This is a genomic window from Bradyrhizobium sp. CCBAU 051011 (assembly GCF_009930815.1).
Taxonomy (GTDB): domain Bacteria; phylum Pseudomonadota; class Alphaproteobacteria; order Rhizobiales; family Xanthobacteraceae; genus Bradyrhizobium.
The window spans coordinates 7,780,704-7,798,972 of sequence record NZ_CP022222.1; the positions used below are offsets into that span (position 1 = coordinate 7,780,704).

General features: G+C 63.0%; 19 protein-coding genes. 6 read left to right on the plus strand and 13 right to left on the minus strand.

What is annotated here, in order from left to right; translation table 11 throughout:
- Window positions 1-41: 41 nt before the first annotated feature.
- Complete coding sequence (locus tag ACH79_RS36750; RefSeq protein ID WP_161855286.1) at window positions 42-611, plus strand: hypothetical protein; 570 nt, start codon at window positions 42-44, stop codon at window positions 609-611.
- Window positions 612-933: 322 nt separating this feature from the next.
- On the opposite strand, the gene ACH79_RS36755 is transcribed toward ACH79_RS36750, so the two are convergent.
- The 8 genes from ACH79_RS36755 to ACH79_RS36790 form a co-directional block, all read right to left on the minus strand.
- A complete protein-coding gene (locus ACH79_RS36755; protein WP_202639109.1) occupies window positions 934-1,428 on the minus strand; it encodes a septal ring lytic transglycosylase RlpA family protein in 495 nt (164 codons plus the stop codon).
- A gap of 351 nt (window positions 1,429-1,779) precedes the next feature.
- On the minus strand, window positions 1,780-2,046 hold the full coding sequence (locus ACH79_RS36760; RefSeq protein ID WP_161855287.1) for an EscU/YscU/HrcU family type III secretion system export apparatus switch protein: 267 nt from the start codon (window positions 2,044-2,046) through the stop codon (window positions 1,780-1,782).
- On the minus strand, window positions 2,043-3,635 hold the full coding sequence (locus ACH79_RS36765; protein ID WP_161855288.1) for a flagellar hook-length control protein FliK: 1,593 nt from the start codon (window positions 3,633-3,635) through the stop codon (window positions 2,043-2,045). The genes ACH79_RS36760 and ACH79_RS36765 overlap by 4 nt, the downstream gene beginning before the upstream one ends.
- 167 nt (window positions 3,636-3,802) lie before the next feature.
- On the minus strand, window positions 3,803-4,576 hold the full coding sequence (locus tag ACH79_RS36770; RefSeq protein ID WP_161855289.1) for an ATP12 family chaperone protein: 774 nt from the start codon (window positions 4,574-4,576) through the stop codon (window positions 3,803-3,805).
- Between the two features lie 201 nt (window positions 4,577-4,777).
- The gene (locus tag ACH79_RS36775) at window positions 4,778-5,962 is read right to left on the minus strand and encodes an amidohydrolase family protein (protein WP_161855290.1); all 1,185 of its coding nucleotides are present in this window, start codon (window positions 5,960-5,962) and stop codon (window positions 4,778-4,780) included.
- Between the two features lie 155 nt (window positions 5,963-6,117).
- The gene (locus ACH79_RS36780; RefSeq protein ID WP_161855291.1) at window positions 6,118-7,314 is read right to left on the minus strand and encodes an RluA family pseudouridine synthase; all 1,197 of its coding nucleotides are present in this window, start codon (window positions 7,312-7,314) and stop codon (window positions 6,118-6,120) included.
- Window positions 7,315-7,321: 7 nt separating this feature from the next.
- Window positions 7,322-7,633, minus strand: coding sequence for a HigA family addiction module antitoxin (locus ACH79_RS36785; RefSeq protein ID WP_161855292.1), 312 nt, complete (start codon window positions 7,631-7,633; stop codon window positions 7,322-7,324).
- Between the two features lie 12 nt (window positions 7,634-7,645).
- The gene (locus tag ACH79_RS36790) at window positions 7,646-7,930 is read right to left on the minus strand and encodes a type II toxin-antitoxin system RelE/ParE family toxin (RefSeq protein WP_161855293.1); all 285 of its coding nucleotides are present in this window, start codon (window positions 7,928-7,930) and stop codon (window positions 7,646-7,648) included.
- Window positions 7,931-8,109: 179 nt separating this feature from the next.
- Between ACH79_RS36790 and ACH79_RS36795 the strand changes: the two genes are divergently transcribed.
- Complete coding sequence (locus tag ACH79_RS36795) at window positions 8,110-9,054, plus strand: alpha/beta hydrolase (RefSeq protein WP_161855294.1); 945 nt, start codon at window positions 8,110-8,112, stop codon at window positions 9,052-9,054.
- 240 nt (window positions 9,055-9,294) lie between these two features.
- Here the strand turns inward: ACH79_RS36795 and ACH79_RS36800 are convergent, their stop codons facing one another.
- Window positions 9,295-9,672: a tautomerase family protein gene (locus tag ACH79_RS36800; protein ID WP_161856754.1), complete on the minus strand. Its 378-nt coding sequence runs from the start codon at window positions 9,670-9,672 to the stop codon at window positions 9,295-9,297.
- Between the two features lie 247 nt (window positions 9,673-9,919).
- Between ACH79_RS36800 and ACH79_RS36805 the strand changes: the two genes are divergently transcribed.
- Window positions 9,920-10,450 carry a TetR/AcrR family transcriptional regulator gene (locus tag ACH79_RS36805; RefSeq protein ID WP_246738278.1) on the plus strand — a complete coding sequence of 177 codons (531 nt, stop codon included), beginning with the start codon at window positions 9,920-9,922 and terminating at the stop codon, window positions 10,448-10,450.
- Window positions 10,451-10,499: 49 nt separating this feature from the next.
- On the opposite strand, the gene ACH79_RS36810 is transcribed toward ACH79_RS36805, so the two are convergent.
- The 4 genes from ACH79_RS36810 to ACH79_RS36825 all read right to left on the minus strand — a co-directional run bounded on the left by ACH79_RS36810 (window position 10,500) and on the right by ACH79_RS36825 (window position 14,401).
- Window positions 10,500-11,216: a M48 family metallopeptidase gene (locus tag ACH79_RS36810; RefSeq protein ID WP_161855296.1), complete on the minus strand. Its 717-nt coding sequence runs from the start codon at window positions 11,214-11,216 to the stop codon at window positions 10,500-10,502.
- Window positions 11,213-12,550 carry a replication-associated recombination protein A gene (locus ACH79_RS36815; RefSeq protein WP_161855297.1) on the minus strand — a complete coding sequence of 446 codons (1,338 nt, stop codon included), beginning with the start codon at window positions 12,548-12,550 and terminating at the stop codon, window positions 11,213-11,215. The genes ACH79_RS36810 and ACH79_RS36815 overlap by 4 nt, the downstream gene beginning before the upstream one ends.
- Window positions 12,547-13,941: a DegQ family serine endoprotease gene (locus ACH79_RS36820; RefSeq protein WP_161855298.1), complete on the minus strand. Its 1,395-nt coding sequence runs from the start codon at window positions 13,939-13,941 to the stop codon at window positions 12,547-12,549. The genes ACH79_RS36815 and ACH79_RS36820 overlap by 4 nt, the downstream gene beginning before the upstream one ends.
- An 82-nt stretch (window positions 13,942-14,023) precedes the next feature.
- Complete coding sequence (locus ACH79_RS36825; protein WP_161855299.1) at window positions 14,024-14,401, minus strand: helix-turn-helix domain-containing protein; 378 nt, start codon at window positions 14,399-14,401, stop codon at window positions 14,024-14,026.
- A 129-nt stretch (window positions 14,402-14,530) separates the two neighbouring features.
- Between ACH79_RS36825 and ACH79_RS36830 the strand changes: the two genes are divergently transcribed.
- The 3 genes from ACH79_RS36830 to ACH79_RS36840 all read left to right on the plus strand — a co-directional run bounded on the left by ACH79_RS36830 (window position 14,531) and on the right by ACH79_RS36840 (window position 18,152).
- Window positions 14,531-15,544, plus strand: a complete 1,014-nt coding sequence (locus tag ACH79_RS36830; RefSeq protein ID WP_161855300.1) for a zinc-binding alcohol dehydrogenase family protein — start codon at window positions 14,531-14,533, stop codon at window positions 15,542-15,544.
- A 129-nt stretch (window positions 15,545-15,673) separates the two neighbouring features.
- Window positions 15,674-16,651, plus strand: a complete 978-nt coding sequence (locus ACH79_RS36835; RefSeq protein WP_246738279.1) for a tripartite tricarboxylate transporter substrate binding protein — start codon at window positions 15,674-15,676, stop codon at window positions 16,649-16,651.
- Window positions 16,652-16,658: 7 nt separating this feature from the next.
- Window positions 16,659-18,152: an amidase gene (locus ACH79_RS36840; protein WP_161855301.1), complete on the plus strand. Its 1,494-nt coding sequence runs from the start codon at window positions 16,659-16,661 to the stop codon at window positions 18,150-18,152.
- Window positions 18,153-18,269: the final 117 nt, after the last annotated feature.

The window sequence follows — 18,269 nt, forward strand, 5'->3', positions numbered from 1 at the left end:
ATATACAGTCCTCGCTTTAAGGCAGCTCGGAGAATTGCACTTTGATCCGGTTTAGAAAGTTAATCGTCGTTTTAAGTGTCCTAGTGGTGTCGGTGGGCGCCGTGGCGCTCGGACGTAGGGCCTATGTTGAGGCGATAGGCAGCGATGAGATGGATTACCGCGGCGCGAAGATCCGACTGTCAAAGAAGTACGTCGATTACGACGACTACAAGAACGATCCGGCCAACCTTGCAGCATCGGAGATTCCGCGCGTTGAGAAGCTGATGACAGATGCGCAGGTTGGCCCGGATTTCGCGGACTGGCACGACGTCGCGCATCAGCTCAGCAAGATCAAGTTTCCGGGCTACGGCATGGCAAGCGGTGATAACGTTGTCGCCGCCGGACGAGAGTTTGCCGTCCGATTCATGGAAATCCCGCAAGTCGCGAAGGAACGCTATTTCGTTCTCGAAAAGCTGGCAGGGGGGACGTTCCGTCTGGCTGATGATTTTGTGGCACAGCGCGACCCTGGGTCGGCCTTTGCCCCGATATCCTCCATTCACCTCGTTGACGACAGACTGGTTTATGCCGACCGCAATGGCAGGGTTGTCCGCGAGACGCCTGTAGCACGCTGAGACGCCGCGTTCATTCCATCTACCGCTCACAAGGAATAGAGTCCGCTATGGGGTCAGAAGCCGGCGTCAGTAACCTATAGGCTAAGGTCCGCTGCTACTCTGAAAGCGGGCACGCCGATGACGCCGACGTACTTCAGCTAAGGGCCCAAGAGGGCGCATTCGGCAGGCTCTTCTCTACATTTCAGAACTGATGCAACGCAAATTGCGCCGGCCGGAGCCTTGCCACCAGAGGTGGCCTCGCCTCAAAGATCGGCGGCGGGGAGGCCATTGAGGCGATCCACTGTCCAGGAGGGCCGTGCTCGACTTCCTTCGCGTGCGATGTTCAGCCAACCGGTCCGGGGATCCAATAGTCGCCGAAAAGTGGCCTGACGATTACGCTATAAATTACCCCGAGCTGCAGGCTCGGATCGAAATAGCGCATCGCCCGCTCATTGAGGTCAATGATGCGGCCAGGCGTTAGTGGCCCCACGTCATTTATCTTGACGATGACCTTCTTGCCTACAGCCTCAACGAGGGCGTACTTCGGCCTCGCGCCATATTGGACCCCACCAAATTTCCGGCGCAAACTCGTCTTGATGGCAGCCGCCCAGACAGAGGGATCATAGCGCTCGCCGGAGGCCGTGTTCGGGCCACCTTCCCGCCATCCGGGCCGGAACGGATTGTACGTGGATGCTGCGCCAACGATCGCATCCCCGGAAGCTTCATTGACGACGGCGCTTGAATGAACTGCAACGATCTCACTTCGAGCAACGCTAACAGAAACGGCAAGCGCAAGTACGGCGCCGCAAATTGCGGCGCTCGAGCGACACAACATCATAACTCCTTGATTGATTTTCTAGAACGTTCGGTTCCCGATGCCGCAAAAAATGGTCAAGCGAACGCGGATGCGTTGACGAACTCGCGCCAATTTTTTGTGGGTTCGTGCCAACCTTGGCGACGGAACCGTTGTGGGAACCAGTGTGGTCCTCGCACAGGTGTTCTTAGTTCTCAGCGTCTAAGACAGAAATTGCGTCAGCAACATGACTGAATAGAGCCTCTTGGCTAGGGCGTAAGCAGGAACAAGCGTCTGACCGATGGCCGCTTCGGGGCCACCAGCAGTAGCGCTTTAACCGATCAGAAGATTCCGCTCGGCCCTCAGAAGCCGACATCGTTTTTATGACTACACGCCTTAGCGAATCCGGCCCGACAGCCGCAGCACGAAGATCAGCACTTCGGCGACGGCCTTGTAGAGCTCCGGCGGAATCTCGTCGCCGATTTCGACATGGGACAAGGCGCCCGCCAGCACCTCGTTCTCCTCAATCGGAATGTCATGCTCTTTGGCGAGCTCGACGATTTTGGCGCCGATGGTGCCCTTGCCCTTGGCGACGACGCGCGGGGCGCCGGTCTTGTCGTAATGCAGCGCGACCGCAAGCTTGTTCTTCGTATCGACGCTCATAGCGCGCGGTCCAGGAAATGCCCGGCACGGGCGGCTGGCACGGCCTGCGGCGGTGCGCCGTCGCGGATCACGATATCGCCGGGCTGCAATTCGGCGCGGCTGAGCGCCTCGCTCAATTGCGGCGCTCCGGCGCGCAATTGCGCCGCGGTCGCCGGCCGTTCCGCCCAGATCCGCACCGAGGTCTTGTCGCCAGTGAGTGATATCAGCGCGTGAACCGGGCCAGCCGGTTCGACGTCGAGCGAAAACCGCGCCCGCCACACCCGCTTGGCCGCCTCGACTTCCTGTTCGCCGCCATCGCGGGAAATCTCGAACTGCGCCATCGCCGTGCCCTGCGGCGTCACGAAGGGAATTTCGAAATGCCAGCGCGGCAGCGTCGCGTCGACTTTCGGCGCGGCGTTGTCGATCCGATCCGGCAGGGAGGCCACCTGCAGCAGCGTCTGCCGTGCAATCGCGGCATCGGTGTCGTCGAGCAGATGATGCGCGGTCGCCTCGAGCGGCGCATGCGGCGCGATGGTGGGGGACGCAATCGGCTGGGCGGCCGGCGGCGCGCCGCGGATCGGCGGCGGCGGCGTGTTGGTGAAGGTGATGTCGCCGCCGCGAGCATCTTTCGGCATGGCGGCTGTGGCAGCGACCCGCGCTGATACGCCAAGTTCCTGCAGCGCCTCCTGCAGCAGGTTCAGCGTTGCACCGGCTGACGGCCCGGCATCAAGCTTCAGTGCCAGTGGTGTTTGGCCAGCTTGGACGGCCGGCGTTAGACTCTCGGCCGCCAAGCGCGCCTGCGGCAGCAGGATTTCCTGCGCATCGACAGTGGGCAACGAGACCGGCGCAGGGCTCGCGGTGGAAGCCGACGGCGGCGCGGCGGGTTGTGGAGCAGCCGGTGTCACCGGGGGCGCAGTCGTCGAATTGATCCCGAGCGCCGACTGCAGCGTCTGGCGCAGCACGATCAGCGCGGCCTTGAGATCGGGAGCGCCGCCTGGGGCAAGCGAGCCAGAGGCCAGCGACGCCTCGAGGAAAATTCCGGACTTCTGAAACGCGGTCTTGATGTCGGCGCCGTCGAGATTCTGATCGAGGCTGGTCTGCTGCGCCAGCACCTGCGCAATCGCTTCGCGCAATTTCGGCGGCAGATTGCTGGAAGAAACCGCGGCAGCCAGATTGGCAAATAACGGCGCCAGGCTGTCCTGTTCGGTCACCGCCGCCTGCGCCGCCGCGGAGACGGCAGCGCGCTCCACCGGCGTCAGCACGTTCTTCGACACGATGGCCGGCCGATTGACGGCGGCATCGACGAGCGCCTCGGGCGACAACGTGACGGCGTCGGCGACGTCGCCACCCTGCCCGACCATGGCCAGGCGGATACCACCGTCCTTGGTCTGCGTGACCGCAAGCTGCAGGCTCTGTCCCGGCTGCAGCGGAATTTCAGAGGCGACGTCGATTGAAAGGCTGTCGATCGCAATCCGCACCAGATCGGCGGAAAGCACTTTCAGGACCTGGGCGTTGACCACGCTTCCCGGCTGCAGCACGAGCTCGGGCGCAATCCCGCCAACCTCTTGGGCTGATAGCACCGGCAGAACGGAATTGATCGATATCGCCATGGGTTGAGGTCTCGGCCAGGGCAGAGCCCGCTCCTGATTTCATCAGGACCGGCCTCTGGATTCTCTTTTGACGCGTTTTCTTGACGCGAACCGGCGTCCACTTCGCTCGAAAACGCTATCGAGGCTAACCCGGCGTCGTAAACCTCTGCTTAACCGATGGCGGGCGCTCAGGCCTTCAGGGCGTCCAAAATGCTCACTGCGGCCCGGAAATCGATGAATCTGGCCGCGCGGCGGGCCGCGACCTCTTCGTCGACGCCCCATTTCTCGACGTTCCAATCATCATCGACATGGGCGGCGGCCCAAACCTCGTCGGAATCCAGGGCTCCGCGCTGCAACGCCAACGCCAGCAGCGCAGAGCCGGTCAACGTCGTCACTACATGCAGCGCCGCCACCGACCATGGATCGGCAGGAAAGACAGCGCGTGCCGCCTTGATCGCCTGCTCCGGCTGGGTCACATGCACGATGCCTTCGGACAGGATGAAATGCGCGCCAAGGTGATTGGCGGCCCAGGCCAGCACCGGGTCCCAATATGCGGCTTCGCGGGCGACCAGCGCCTCGGGATGGCCTGCGCGATAGAACAGCAAATCGGACCCGAGATACTTCTCGACGTCGTCGGCCACGTCATCGACGCGGTCGGCGACTTCGCCGACCGAGTTGGCAAAGCGCGTCAGCGGCATGGTCAGGGGATCGATGGTCTCGCCCTGCGCGTTCCATTCGGCAGCGATCTGCTCGGCAATGCCGCTGCTGGGCGCAACGACCTGGCGGCCGGAAGGCGTGCGGATCGGCTTGCCGTCGAGCGTTACGGAAAAGCCGCCCTCTGCCGGCGCGACGGCCGCCTGCTTGTAGAACCGCTTGCGCTGGGGCGCACGCGTGGCGCGACGCACCGACTCCTGCGGATCGAGCGGCGAATGTCCGGCGACTTCATCGAATAGTTCACGCATGTCGTGATTTCGGCTTTACAGAGATCGGGTGAAAATTCAGCCCTGACAATATGATAACGGTCGATGCAAATAAAGCTGATGAGGCCGTTGCGGCGATCAATTGTGATGTTGGTTTACGAGCAGGCGCAGCCGCTTTTGGCCTGCGTAGGCCCGGTTCCCTTTACCGACCCCTCCTGCGGGAGGGTTTGCCGCGAGGGCGCTTCACGGCTTCTGATAGATCACCTTCCCCGCCCGGATCGTATAGGCGACCTTGGCGAGATTGGTGACGTCGGCAAGCGGATCGCCGTCGAGCACGACGAGGTCGGCGTCAAAATCCTTCTCAACCCGCCCCTTCTTCGCCGCCTTGAAATATTGCGCGGGATTGGTGGTCAGCGAGGCCAGGATCTGGCGTTCCGACAGCGCGCGGCGCATCAGCTCGTATTCGAGCGTGGTGTCGTAGAGCTGCGTGTAACCGACATCGGTCCCGAATAAGACCGTTCCCCCATTTTCGGAAAAGCTCTTGAGCTGGCCGACCACGTTATCGACCAGTCGAGCGATCACCTCGGGCGGGGCCGGTACTTTCGAAAAAAGGGACAATGTTGGGGACAACGCGACCTTCTGCTCCTTAAAGCGCGCGAGCTGCTCGGGCGTGTATCCCCGCTGCTGCGGGGTCGTGTGTGCCATCACATCCACACCGGCCGCGATCACCGCTTCCAAGCCGCCCGAGTTCTGCGGATGGGCAAAGACCGGCTTTCCCAGCGCGTGCGCTACATCGATCGCGGCCCTGGCAATAGTCACGTCCATGTTCACTACCGGGTTGCCCTCGCCCTTATAGACGCCGGTGAACAGCTTTATTCCGTCCAGGCCCAGTTGCATGTAGAGCCGCGCCCACTGCGCCGCCTCCTCGGGCGTCGTAGCCATGGGGAGCTGCAGTTCGGCCGGCAGATAGGCGGGATGACCGTCCTTTGGGAAGATGTTGCCGGCAAGGTAGATCGTGGGACCAAGGACTTCACCTGCATTGACGCGGCGGCGCAGCGGCAGCGAGTCGTCGGGGTGAGAACCGACATCCCACACGGTGGTGAAGCCCCATCGCGTCAGCATCTCCTCCATATGCGCGGTGAGTGACGCGGCCGACGCGCTGGCGGCGTTCTTCCACGCGGCTTGCGTGAAATGGACGTGACTGTTCCAGAATCCGGCTACCACCGTCTTGCCAGTGCAATCGATAAGGCGCGCATCTGATGGAATCCGGATATCATTGCGGTTGCCGGTCGCGGCGATGGCGCCGTTCGAAATGACAATGACGGCGTCGGCAACTGGCGCAGCGTCAGGCGACGCGTAGACGCTACCGCCTACGAGCGCGAGGGTTTGCGCATTGGCCGAAGCACTCGCGCCGGCGGCCCCGATCAAAACGAAAAGGCAAAACGCCAGGCGGACTAGAATTCCGTTCATACGCGGCACCCCTGAATTTACATCTGGCGGTCCGATGGTAGAGACGGTCCGGACCCCGCAATATCAAATCAGTGTGTGTCCGGTTTGACAGATATTGCGGCGTTGCGTGCGCGCTATTCCTCGGGCGCGTTCTCGATCGGATCGAACCGGTCGTGCTCCAATCCCAGCAGATTCCAGGATTGCAGCATGTGCGGTGGCAGCGGCGCGCTGACATCGATCACGCCGCCGCGCGGATGCGGGATCACGAGCCGTCGCGCCAACAGATGCAGGCGGTTCTGCAGGCCGCCCGGCAGCTCCCAATTCTCCTTGTTGAAATATTTAGGATCGCCGACGATGGCGTGGTCGATATGCGCCATGTGGGCGCGCAACTGGTGCGTTCGCCCGGTGACCGGCTTCAGCGATACCCAGGCGAGCTTCTGCGCCGAGGTCTCGACCACGGCGTAATAGGTCACCGCGTGGCTGGCGCCCTCGTCGCCATGCTTGGCGACGCGCATGATGCTGTCCTCCTCGCTCTCCTCCTTGGCGAGATAGGTCGAGATGCGGCCCTGCTTCGGCTTCGGCACGCCGGCCACCAGCGCCCAGTAAATCTTGCGCGCGGAGCGGTGGCGGAACGAGCCGGTCAAGGCGGTGGCGGCAAAGCGGGTTTTTGCGATCAGCAGACAGCCCGACGTTTCCCGGTCCAGCCGGTGCACCAGCCGCGGCTTCTGCCCCTTGGCGTCGCGCATCACTTCCAGCATGTCGTCGACGTTGCGCGTGATGCCGGAGCCGCCCTGCACCGCAAGCCCCGCTGGCTTGTTCAGCACCATGACGTCGGCGTCCTCGAACAGCGTCATCTCCTTCAACGCCTGCAACGTCTTGGTCGCGGCTTCCGAGAGCGGGCCCGCGCCCTTCGGCGTATCGAGCTTGAGCGGCGGGATGCGCACGCTCTGGCCCTCCTCAAGCCGGTCCTTGCTGTCAGCCCGCTTGCCGTTGACGCGCAGCTCGCCCTTCCGGACGATGCGCTGGATGTGGGAGAACGACAGGCCGGGAAAGCGCGCTTCGAGGAAACGATCGACGCGCATGTTGTTTTCGTCCGCGGTGACGACGACGGTCTGGACCTTGGTCGGCAGCGGCGGCGGCTCGGCCTTCTCGGGCGCAGCGGCCACAGGAACGGGCTTTTCCCGGCGCGGCTCGGCAAAGCGCGTAGGCTTTCCGCCCTGACGATGCGCCGGAGGCCGCTCGGCCGGCGCGCCCCGATAAGGGCGCGCACCCTTGGGACGATCACCCGGCGCGCGGGATTTTGCGAGGGGTCTCTTGACGCGGCGGCTCATGGGCGATCTAGCTCCGAACTTGTCGCGAAGTCGATCGGCCGGCGCGGCGCGGCAACGCTGCGATCTCCTTACCTACTTCGTTTTCGGCGAGGCGCAGTTCATAGAGCTGCTGCAAATTCATCCAGAATTGCGGGCTGGTGCCAAACCAGTGCCCCAGACGCAATGCCGTGTCGGCGGTGATACCGCGCTGGCCGTGAATGATACCCGTAATCCGGTTTACCGGCACGTCAATCTGACGCGAAAGTTCCGCGGCGGTGATTCCAAGCTCTTGCAATTCTTCGGCGAGATGTTCGCCGGGATGAATGGGGGAGCGAGGCATTGTGTTCTTCCTTCAGTGATAATCGACAATTTCCACTTCGATCGGGCCGGGTGATCCTTCCGGCCAACCGAAGCAAATTCGCCATTGATCGTTGATACGAATCGAAAACAGTCCAGCACGGTCGCCTCTGAGTGCTTCCAGACGGTTGCCAGGCAACGCCGCCAAATCAGCCAGACTGGTCGCCGATTCCAGTCGATCAAGACGCAACTCGGCCTGTCGCGCAAAACCGGAGAACTCCTTGACGTGGCGGCCTGAGGCAAACCGCGCGGTGCGCTTGTCCCGATAGCTGACGATCATCGTCCGGAAAAGATAGCAGGACTTACGACTTACGTAAATAGTAAATCGCGGCGTTCGCGGAGCCTTCCATCTCACCGTCTCGTTGCGGTTTGCGGGCAACGGCATCGCAGGGAAACCACTACAAATCCGTTCCGAGATCGGCCATGTTCGGTACAACGGGAACATCAAAGGAGCCCCGGATGGCCTTTTCGAAGTTGGTGCTATCACTGGTGGCAGTCTTCCTCGCCAGCACCGCGGCCGCCCAGCAAGCCCCGATGTCGGAGGATCTGGCCTGGAAGCTTCTCGAACTCGGCCGCGTCATTGATCCGCCCAAGACGGCCGCGCTGTTCGCGCCGCTGCAGCAAAAAGAGCCGTATCAGGGCGTCAATGTCGAGCGGGACGTCAAATACGGTCCGGCCGATCGTAACCTTCTCGATATTTTCGTGCCGGAGACGGCTGCATCTCCCCGGCCGGTGCTGATCTATGTGCATGCCGGTGCATTCGTGGGCGGCAACAAGCGCACGACACCGACCAGCCCGTTCTATGACAACATCATGCTGTGGGCGGTGAAGAACGGCTTTATCGGCGTCAACGCCACGTACCGCCTCGCTCCGCAGGCGCCCTGGCCGGCGGGCGCCGAGGATATGGCCACTGTGGTCAAGTGGGTCACGGACAAGATCGGCGAACGTGGGGGCAATCCCGCGCGCATCTACCTGATGGGACATTCCGCGGGTGCCGTTCACGTGGCAAGCTATGTATCGCATCCCGAGTTTCACAAGGTGAAGGGCGGCGGCCTGGCCGGCGCGATCATGATCTCGGGCATTTACGATCTGACCGGGATGTCGCTCGCTGATGGCCAGCGCGCCTATTACGGCGACGATCCCGCGCGCTACGCCGAACGTTCCTCGCTACAGGGTTTGGCGACGACCGACATCCCGCTGATGATGGCTGTCGCCGAACTTGATCCAGAAGGCTTCGTGTTGCAATTCGACCGCGCGAAGCAAGCGACTTGCAAGCGCGCCAGCGGATGTGCACGCGCTCTCCTGCTACCGCAGCACAGCCACATGTCGGAAGTGTATTCGATCAACGCAGTGGAATCGCCCCTTGCCGACGAGATTTTGGAGTTCGTGAAGACCGGGAAATAGCTTTCGTCACACCGCCACGCGTCACTTTCCCGCCTTCACAGCCGGTTGATGATGCGTCGTCGGCTCGCGGGCTTTAATAACGACCAGCGAGCGTAGCGTGCGATGATCGGCATTGATCTCACCACGTCATTGCGAGGAGCGAAGCGACGAAGCAATCCATCTCACCGTTGCCGAAGCATGGATTGCTTCGCTTCGCTCGCAATGACGGGAGCCGCGGCACGTCGCCGGCCCACACGGGCCTCAGGCGAATTGCGCGAGGCCGTGGCCTACGGACCAATTCTCTTTTGCTGCGTCGAGAACATTCACGAACACGTCCTCTGGCCGGATGCCAGGGTTGTCACCGAGCAATTGGGCGACCCGCCGGAACAGCGCCTTCTTTTGTTCGGCGGTGCGCGTGTCGAACACGGTGATCTGGATGTACACGAGGTCATCGCTACGGGTGACGCCAAAGGCATTGCCGTAGCGGAAGTTCGCCGCGTCGTGCTCGGTGATGGTCATGAACTGGTCGTCTTCGGGCACGTTGAGCGCCTCGCGCATTGCTCGGTAGAGGCTGTTGAAGATCGCTTGGCGATAAGCTTCCGGTTTTCCGGCGCGCAGCGAGATGTGAATGAGAGGCATCGCGAATCCTTTCGCATCCTGTCCTCGCCCGTACGGCGGCTCCCGCACGAGTGGTTCACTTCATCGGCAAAATGAGCTATCAATCGTTTTTGACACGATATCAAAAACACATTCTTGACGCTGCGTCAAATATTATCTGACCGCGTCAGGACTGAGACTATTGAGCTGAGGAGCGAAATTGAGACCGCGCGAGTTTGACCATGACGACGTCCTGCGCATCGCGTTCGAACAATTCTGGCGCAAAGGCGTGCGCGGCACGTCGCTCTCGGACATCGCGCGCGACGCGGGCGTCCAGCGCGGCAGTCTCTACAACGCCTTCGGCAGCAAGGAAGCGCTGTTTCTCTGCGCCTATGAGCGCTATGCGAGCAAATATCTGAGCGCGCTCCAGAAGGCACTCAACTCAGGCACCTTGCGCGAGCGGCTCACGGCGTTTTTCGACGTAACGATAAAGAACTTCCGTTCCGGTTCCCCGCCCCGCGGATGTCCGACCACGCGCGGGCTGATGGAGCTGGCATCGGGCGCAGGCGAAGGGCTGGATGAGAACGCGCGCCAGGCTTTCGCGGACCTGGTGGCCCGCGCCACCGCTCTCATTCAGGAAGCTTTGTCCGAGGGCAAGAAGCGAGGCGAATTCAGGGGCACCCCCGAGGTCGCGGCATTGCACATCGCTACCGTCACGCGCGGATTGGCCGTGCTCGAGCGCGCGTTCGGCGATGAAGCCCAGCTTCGGACGATCGCCGCGCACACCATCGACCTCATCCTCGGCAAGGAAATACGTTAGTTGCCGGCAAATGACTGCCGCGCCCGTTCCGGCGATGGCTCCGCGGCGGCTACTTGCACTGCGCAGCCTTCCTCACCGTCATCAAATCATCGCCGGAATTGTTGGACGGACGCTTCTTGCCGGCTTCATCCGCCGCAGCGCATGCCGCTGCCGCGTCGCCGTTCTGGAAGCGTGCCACCGCGAGATTGGTCCAGGCATCGCCGAGGTCAGGCGAATCCTTGACCGCCTGCTCCAGCACGGGCTGCGCCTCGCGCGGACGCTTGGCGATCAGCAGGAAGCGGCCGTAGTCGGCCCTGAGCGCCTTCACCGGATTGGGTTGCTTGAGCGCGATCTTGAACAGTTCGTTCGCGGCATCGAGGTCATTGAAGCGAAACTGAGCGACCACCGCGAAGCCGTGATAGAGGCTGCTCTGTTCGGGCGAGATGAGAAACGCCTGATTAAATCGCAGCGCGGCCTCCCGTATCTTGCCGGTATTGACCGCCCTCCACCCGCGCATGGTGATTTCCTCAAACGCCTTTTCGCGCGAGCCGGTCGCCCCGATGATGGCGCTGACGAACTTCTCATCGGAGGCTTTCTCTTCCGAATTCTTGGCCGCGAATCCGAAAAACGGCTGCTCGTTGGTCGGCGCCGTATAGCTTCGCTTCGTCACCTGGACGCCCGGCGCTACCTCAACGGTGTCAGCGGCCGCGGCAAGCGGCGACCCCAGCATCGAGATACATGCGGCTGCCCGGATAGCCTGCCTGAGATAGTTCCTGAACCTGTTCATTCGCGCCTGTCCCGCTCCCTACGCAACTTCGCCCAGTAATCCAGCCGCTTGCGGATCTCGCGCTCGAAACCGCGATCGGGTGGATCGTAAAAAGTCTGCCGCCCCAAAGCTTCCGGGAAATAGTCCTGCCCCGAAAACGCGTCCGGCGCGTCGTGATCGTATTCGTAGCCGGAACCATAGCCTTCCGACTTCATCAGCTTGGTCGGCGAATTCAAAATATGTTTTGGCGGAAGCAGCGAGCCGCCCTCTTTCGCCGTCCGCATCGCCGCGCCAAAGGCCTTGTATGCGGCGTTCGATTTCGGCGCGGTGGCGAGATAAATCACGGCCTGCGCGATCGCAAGTTCGCCTTCGGGATGGCCGAGGAAGTCGAAGGCATCCTTGGCGGCATTGCAGATCACCAGCGCGTGCGGATCGGCAAGGCCGATGTCTTCCACCGCCATGCGCACGACGCGACGCGCCAGGAACAGCGGGTCTTCGCCGGCATCGAGCATGCGCGCGAGGTAATACAGCGCGGCATCGGGATCGGAGCCGCGCACCGATTTATGCAGCGCCGAAATCAGGTTGTAATGGCCGTCGGCGGATTTGTCGTAGATCGGCGCGCGGCGCTGCAAGATTTCCTGCAACTGCGCGGCATTGAAGATTTCGTCCTTGCGCGCGGCGCGCCAGACCTCTTCGACCAGCGTCAGCGCGGCGCGGCCATCGCCATCGGCCATCCGCACCAGCACGGCGCGCGCCTCCGCATCGAGCGGCAACCTCCGCCCCTCGACTTTCTCGGCATGCGCAAAGAGCTTTTCGATTGCGGCGGCATCGAGCGAGTGAAACACCAGCACTCGCGCCCGCGACAGCAACGCGGCGTTGAGCTCGAATGAGGGATTTTCGGTGGTGGCGCCGACCAGCACCACGGTGCCGTCTTCCATTACGGGCAGAAACGAATCCTGCTGGGCGCGGTTGAAACGATGCACCTCGTCGACGAACAACAGCGTGCCCTTGCCCATCTCGCGCCGGGCGCGCGCCGCGTCGAACACCTTCTTCAAGTCGGCGACGCCGGAAAACACCGCGGAAATCTGCTCGAAATGCAGTTCGGTGGCATCCGCCAGCAGCCGCGCCACCGTGGTCTTGCCGGTGCCGGGCGGCCCCCAGAACACCAGCGAGCCCAGCGTGCGCGTCTCCAGCATCCGCGTCAGCGCACCGTCGGGACCGAGGATATGATCCTGGCCGACGACATCGGCGAGCGAACGCGGACGCAGCCGGTCGGGAAGCGGACGCGGCGCGTCCTCTTCCATCCCTGCCGCGGCAAAGAGATTGGCAGCCTCGCGGGGTTTCTTCGGGCTCATCCGCCCAGCGTCACGTTGATCTGTTGGCCGCCGCGCACCACGACGATGCGCCAGAGCCTGGACGATGTCTTCGAAGCCTTGTCGAGGTCGCTGGTCTTGGCGATCTTCTGGTTGTTGACCGCCAGGATGATGTCGCCCTTCTGGAAACCGACGCTGGCCGCGGTGCCGCCATCGGCGAGATCGATCACCACGACGCCCTCAGCCTGGGAATCCAGATGCAATTCGTCGGCGACCGCCGGCGAAATATTGGCGACCTTGGCGCCCTGGAACGGCGAGCGCCCGGTGAGCACGATTTCGTCGCGGTTGGTGTCGGGGGCGGTCTCCAGCGGCACCGCGACCTTGACGATCTTTCCGGCGCGCTGCACGTCGATCTGGGCCGAGCCACCGAGCTGCCGCGTGGCGAAGCGGTAGTCGAACGCGTTGGGATCGTCGATCGTCTGTCCTTCGATCGCGACGATCAGGTCCGATGGCTTCAGCCCGGCACGCGCCGCCGGACTGTTCGGCGCGACATTGGCGATCAAGGCGCCGTTCGGCAGCTTCAGCCCCAGCGTATCGGCGATTTCAGGCGTCACCGCCTGCAGTTTGGCACCCAGCCACGGTCGCTTGACGGCCTTGCCGCCGCTCTTGGCGGACGCCACGACCACGCGCACCATGTTGGCGGGAATCGCAAAGCCGATGCCCTGCGAGCCGCCGGAGCGCGAGAAGATCGCGGTGTTGATGCCGACCAGCTTGCCGGTCATGTCGACCAGCGCACCGCCGGAATTGCCGGGATTGATCGCCGCATCGGTCTGGATGAAGAACTGGTAGTCGGTGATGCCGACCTTGGTGCGGGCCAATGCGGAGACGATGCCGTGGGTCACGGTCTGGCCGACGCCGAAGGGATTGCCGATCGCCAGCACGACGTCGCCGACCAGGAGTTCATCGGAATTGGCGAAGTCGAGCGTGGTGAATTTCTCTTTTCCATCCTTCACGCGCAGCACGGCCAGATCGGTGCGGCTGTCCTTGAGCACGATCTCGGCCTCGAACTCGCGCTTGTCGGCAAGCGAGATCTTGACCTGATCGGCGCCCTCGATGACGTGGTTGTTGGTGACCACGAGCCCCGAAGCATCGACCATCACGCCCGATCCCAGCGAGCGCTGCATCTGCTCGGGCTGCATGCCGGGGACGCCGAAGAAGCGGCGGAAGACCGGATCGTCCAGCAGCGGGTTGCGGTTCTGCACGGTCTTGGCGGCATAGACGTTCACCACCGCCGGCTGCGCGCGCTGTACGATCGGCGCATAGGACAGCCTGAGCTCGGCGCCGGAGGACGGCACGCGCCTCTCCTGCGCCAGCGCCGGCGTTGCAACGACTACTGAAGCCAGCAGCAGGGCGAAACAGCGGATCAAATTCATCTCGAAAATCCTGGAATTTGGCGGCCCACATATAGATGCGGGGCAGTAACTAGAGAAGATAAAGCGGTACATATAACGGCAGCTAGGCGGCGCGATCGGGCTCTTTGAGGCTGTCGGATGCAGGCCCACAGGATAGTCGTTCCTGATGGCCCTCGCCCCACGCGCGCAGCGTCTCGATCACCGGCCGCAGGCTCTCGCCGATCTCAGACAGCGTGTATTCGACCCGCGGCGGCACCTCGGCATAGACCTTGCGGATCACGAGCTTGTCCTCCTCGAGGGCGCGGAGCTGCTTGGTCAGCATGCGCTGGGTAATCCCGGGCATCCGCCGCCGCAACTCCCCGAAGCGCTGGGTGCCGGCCAATAGATGGAACAGGATCACGCCCTTCCACTTGCCGTCGATCAGGTCGAGCGTCGCTTCAACGGCGCAGCCCGGCCGCCGGGCAAAATTCCGTCGTTTCATGAAGGTTTTCCCGCGATTTTTCCAATAGTATCCAAACAGGGACTAGTTCCCCGAATTTACAGTACTTGCCAATCTGATGCCAGCGGGACAGTTAAGCAGCCACGCTCAAGAAAGGCAGGAGAAACGGACATGAAGGCCGTCGGATACAAAAAATCGCTCCCCATCGAGGACGCGCAATCGCTATTCGATTTCGAAGCCGCCAAGCCGGAACCGAAGGGCCGCGACATCAGAGTGGCGGTCAAGGCGATCTCCGCCAACCCGGTCGACTACAAGGTCCGCAAGCGCGCCGCCCCGCCCGAGGGCGAGACCAAGATCCTGGGCTATGACGCCGCTGGAATCGTCGATGCGGTTGGACCCGACGTGACCCTGTTCAAGGCCGGCGACGAAGTATTCTACGCCGGCTCGATCCTGCGCCAGGGCACGAACGCGGAATTTCACCTGGTCGACGAGCGGATCGTCGGCCGCAAGCCGAAATCGCTTTCGTTCGCGCAGGCCGCGGCGCTGCCGCTGACCTCGATCACCGCCTGGGAATTGCTGTTCGACCGGCTCGGCGCCGTGCCCGGCAAGAGCCTCGATCCGCGCACGCTTTTGATTACCGGCGGCGCTGGCGGCGTCGGCTCGATCCTGATCCAGCTTGCGCGCCGCCTCACCGGGCTGACGGTGGTCGCCACCGCCACGCGGCCGGAATCGCAAAAATGGTGTCTCGATCTCGGGGCGCATGCCGTGATCGATCATTCCCAGCCGATGAAGGAGCAGATCGAGAAGCTGAAAGTGCCGCCGGTTGCGCTGGTCGCGAGCCTGACCTTCACCGATCAGCACTACAAGGCGATCGCGGACTTCATGGCGCCGCAGGGCAAGTTCGGGCTGATCGACGATCCCCCGGAATTCACGATGAGCGCCTTCAAGGGCAAGGCGATCTCGGTTCACTGGGAATCGATGTTCACGCGATCTTCGTTCCAGACGCCCGACATGATCGCGCAGCATCACCTGCTCAATGACGTGGCAGATCTGCTCGATAAGGGTGTGCTGCGCACCACGCTCGACCAGACCTTTGGCACCATCAACGCGGCTAACCTCAAGCGCGCGCATGCGCTTTTGGAAAGTGGCAAGTCGCGCGGCAAGATCGTGCTGGAGGGCTGGTAACGGCCCAAACAACAGGGTTGATCGGGAGGTCGATTCAGGGGAGCCTGTTCCATCGATCCGGGATGGCTGTCGCCGAAAACCCCGGCGCGAATTGCCGGGGAACACGGAAGACAGGAGACCTGTTTCGACATGATACGGATGATTCTGACGGCCGCGATAGCGTCGGCCTGTGTGGTGGGCTGTGCTTCGATCGCAACAGCGCAAGGTAGCTACCCCGAAAAGCCGCTGCAGTTGATCGTGCCCTTTCCAGCCGGTGGGGCGTCCGATGTCGTCGGACGCATCGTTGCCGGCGAGCTCGAGGCGCGCCTGGGCAAGCCCGTGATCGTGATCAATCGCCCCGGCGGCGGCACCACGATCGCCGCCAAGGAGGTCGCCATCGCCGCTCCCGATGGATACACCCTGTTCTCCAGCTCGAATTCGACCTTCACCTTGCAGAATGCGGTGAAGGAGAGCGTGCCGTATGACAGCGCCAAGGATTTCGAGCCGATCGCCCAGACCGGCACTATCACGATGGTGCTGGTCACCCATCGCGACAATCCGATCAAGGACGTTGCGGCGCTGGTCGCGGCGGCCAAGGCCAATCCCGACAAGCTGTCGTTGGCGTCCTTTGGCGTGGCGACCATTTCGCATTTTGCCGGCGAGCTGTTCAAATCGAGTGCCGGCATCAAGATGGTGCACCTGCCCTACAGGGGCAGCGCGCCGGCGATGAACGACCTGATAGGCAAACACATCGAGTACCACGTCGACACCGTGATCGCGATCAGGCCGCAGATCGAAGCCGGCACGGTTCGCCCGCTGGCGGTGTTCTCCGCCAAACGCTCGCAGTTCCTCCCCGACGTTCCGACGCTCGTCGAACTCGGTTATCCCAATATCGACCTTGTCTCATGGGGTACCGTCGTGGTGCCCAAGGGTGTCCCGCCGGCCATTCGCGACCGGCTGGCCTCGGTGCTGGAAGAAGCGATCGCAAGCCCATCGGTGATCGAGCGCTTCAAGAAGGTCGGGTATGAGCCCGGCTTCAAGCGCTATTCGGACTGGCCGGGATTCATCGCCAAGGAAACGGCGGAGATGAAGGAACTGGCCCTCAAGGGCGGGATCAAGGAAGAGTAGTCCTGACATGACCGAGCCGTGCGATCTGCCCGCGGTAACGGCGCGGGCGCTGATCGGCGAGCGCAAGCTTTCGCCGGTCGAACTGATGGACAGTTGCATCCGGCGGATCGAGACAATCGATCCTGCCGTCAACGCGATCATTGCGCGCTCGTTCGACACGGCGCGCGCCGCGGCGCGGGAAAGCGAGGCCGCCGTGATGCGCGGCGATCCGCTCGGGCCGCTGCACGGGCTTCCGCTCGGGGTGAAGGACCTGATCGACGCCAAGGGGCTGCCTACGAGCTTTGGCAGCGTGCTGTTCGCCGACAACATCGCGGCCGAGGACGAGGCAATCGTCGCGATGCTCAAGCGCGCCGGCGCCATCGTCGTCGGCAAGACCAACGTTCCCGAATGGGGCGCTGGCGGCAACACCCGCAACGCGCTTCATGGCGCCACCGGCAACCCGTTCGATCCCGAGCGCTCCGCCGCCGGCTCGTCCGGCGGATCGGCGGTGGCGCTTGCCACCGGCATGGTACCGCTGGCGACCGGTTCGGACACCGGCGGATCGGTCAGGAACCCCGCCGCATTCTGCGGTGTCGTCGGCTTCCGCCCCTCGCCCGGACTGATCGCCAGCAACAGCCGCAACATGGCCTGGCTGCAGATCTCGCAGCTCGGACCGATGGCGAGAAACGTATCCGATGCCTGCCTGATGCTTTCCTGCATGCTGGATCGCGACGCGCGCGATCCACTGTCGGCGATCCTTCATGCCGGCGGAACGCCCGTGAGCGAGGCCTACCGCAATCCGCCTGACATCGATCTCGCCACCTTGCGTATCGCGGCGACAACCGATTTCGGATTTGCGCCGACGGAACGCGCCGTCGCCGACACATTCAAGAACAAGCTCGCGACATTCGGATCGGCATTTCGCAGCGTCGAATGGACCCATCCGGATTGCAGCCATGCCGACGAAGTGTTCCGGGTCTTGCGCGCCGTCGCATTCCTCGGCCGTCACCGCGAACTCGCGGAGAAATATCCTGATAAGGTCGGCCCTAATATCCGCGACAACGTCGCCGAGGGACTTGGATATTCCGCCCTCGACGTCGCGCGGGCGCTGTCGCTGCAGACCGCGCTTTACCGAAGCTGGCAGCAATTCTTCGCCGAACATGATTTCGTCATTGCGCCTGCGGTCACGATCAGCCCGCGGCCGTGGTCGGAGCTCTACCCGGCCATGATCGACGGCGTAGCTACGAAAAGCTATTTCCACTGGCTGGCGATGGCCTATGCTGTGACCAATGCCGGGCACCCGGTGGTGGCGATACCGGCCGGGCGCGATGGTGCCGGATTGCCGTTCGGCATCCAGATCATCGGCCCGCGCGGCGGCGATGCCGCGACGCTTGCGGTTGCCCGCGGGATCGAGGCCCTGCTTGGCGCCAATCCGGAGACGGCCCGTCCCGTCCCCGATCTCGCCTGGCTCGGCCGTCAGCCGCCGATCTCCTCACGGCCGGGTTTTCTGGATTTCGACTGAGGCGCATCTTCGTTCGCGGCGCTGGTGCGCCTGCAATGCCTCTATGCCCGCGCGGCAGGCCTTGCGTTGCGCGCCGGCCCCGACGCCGCAGGCGCGGCTGCGGCGCTCGATCTCGCG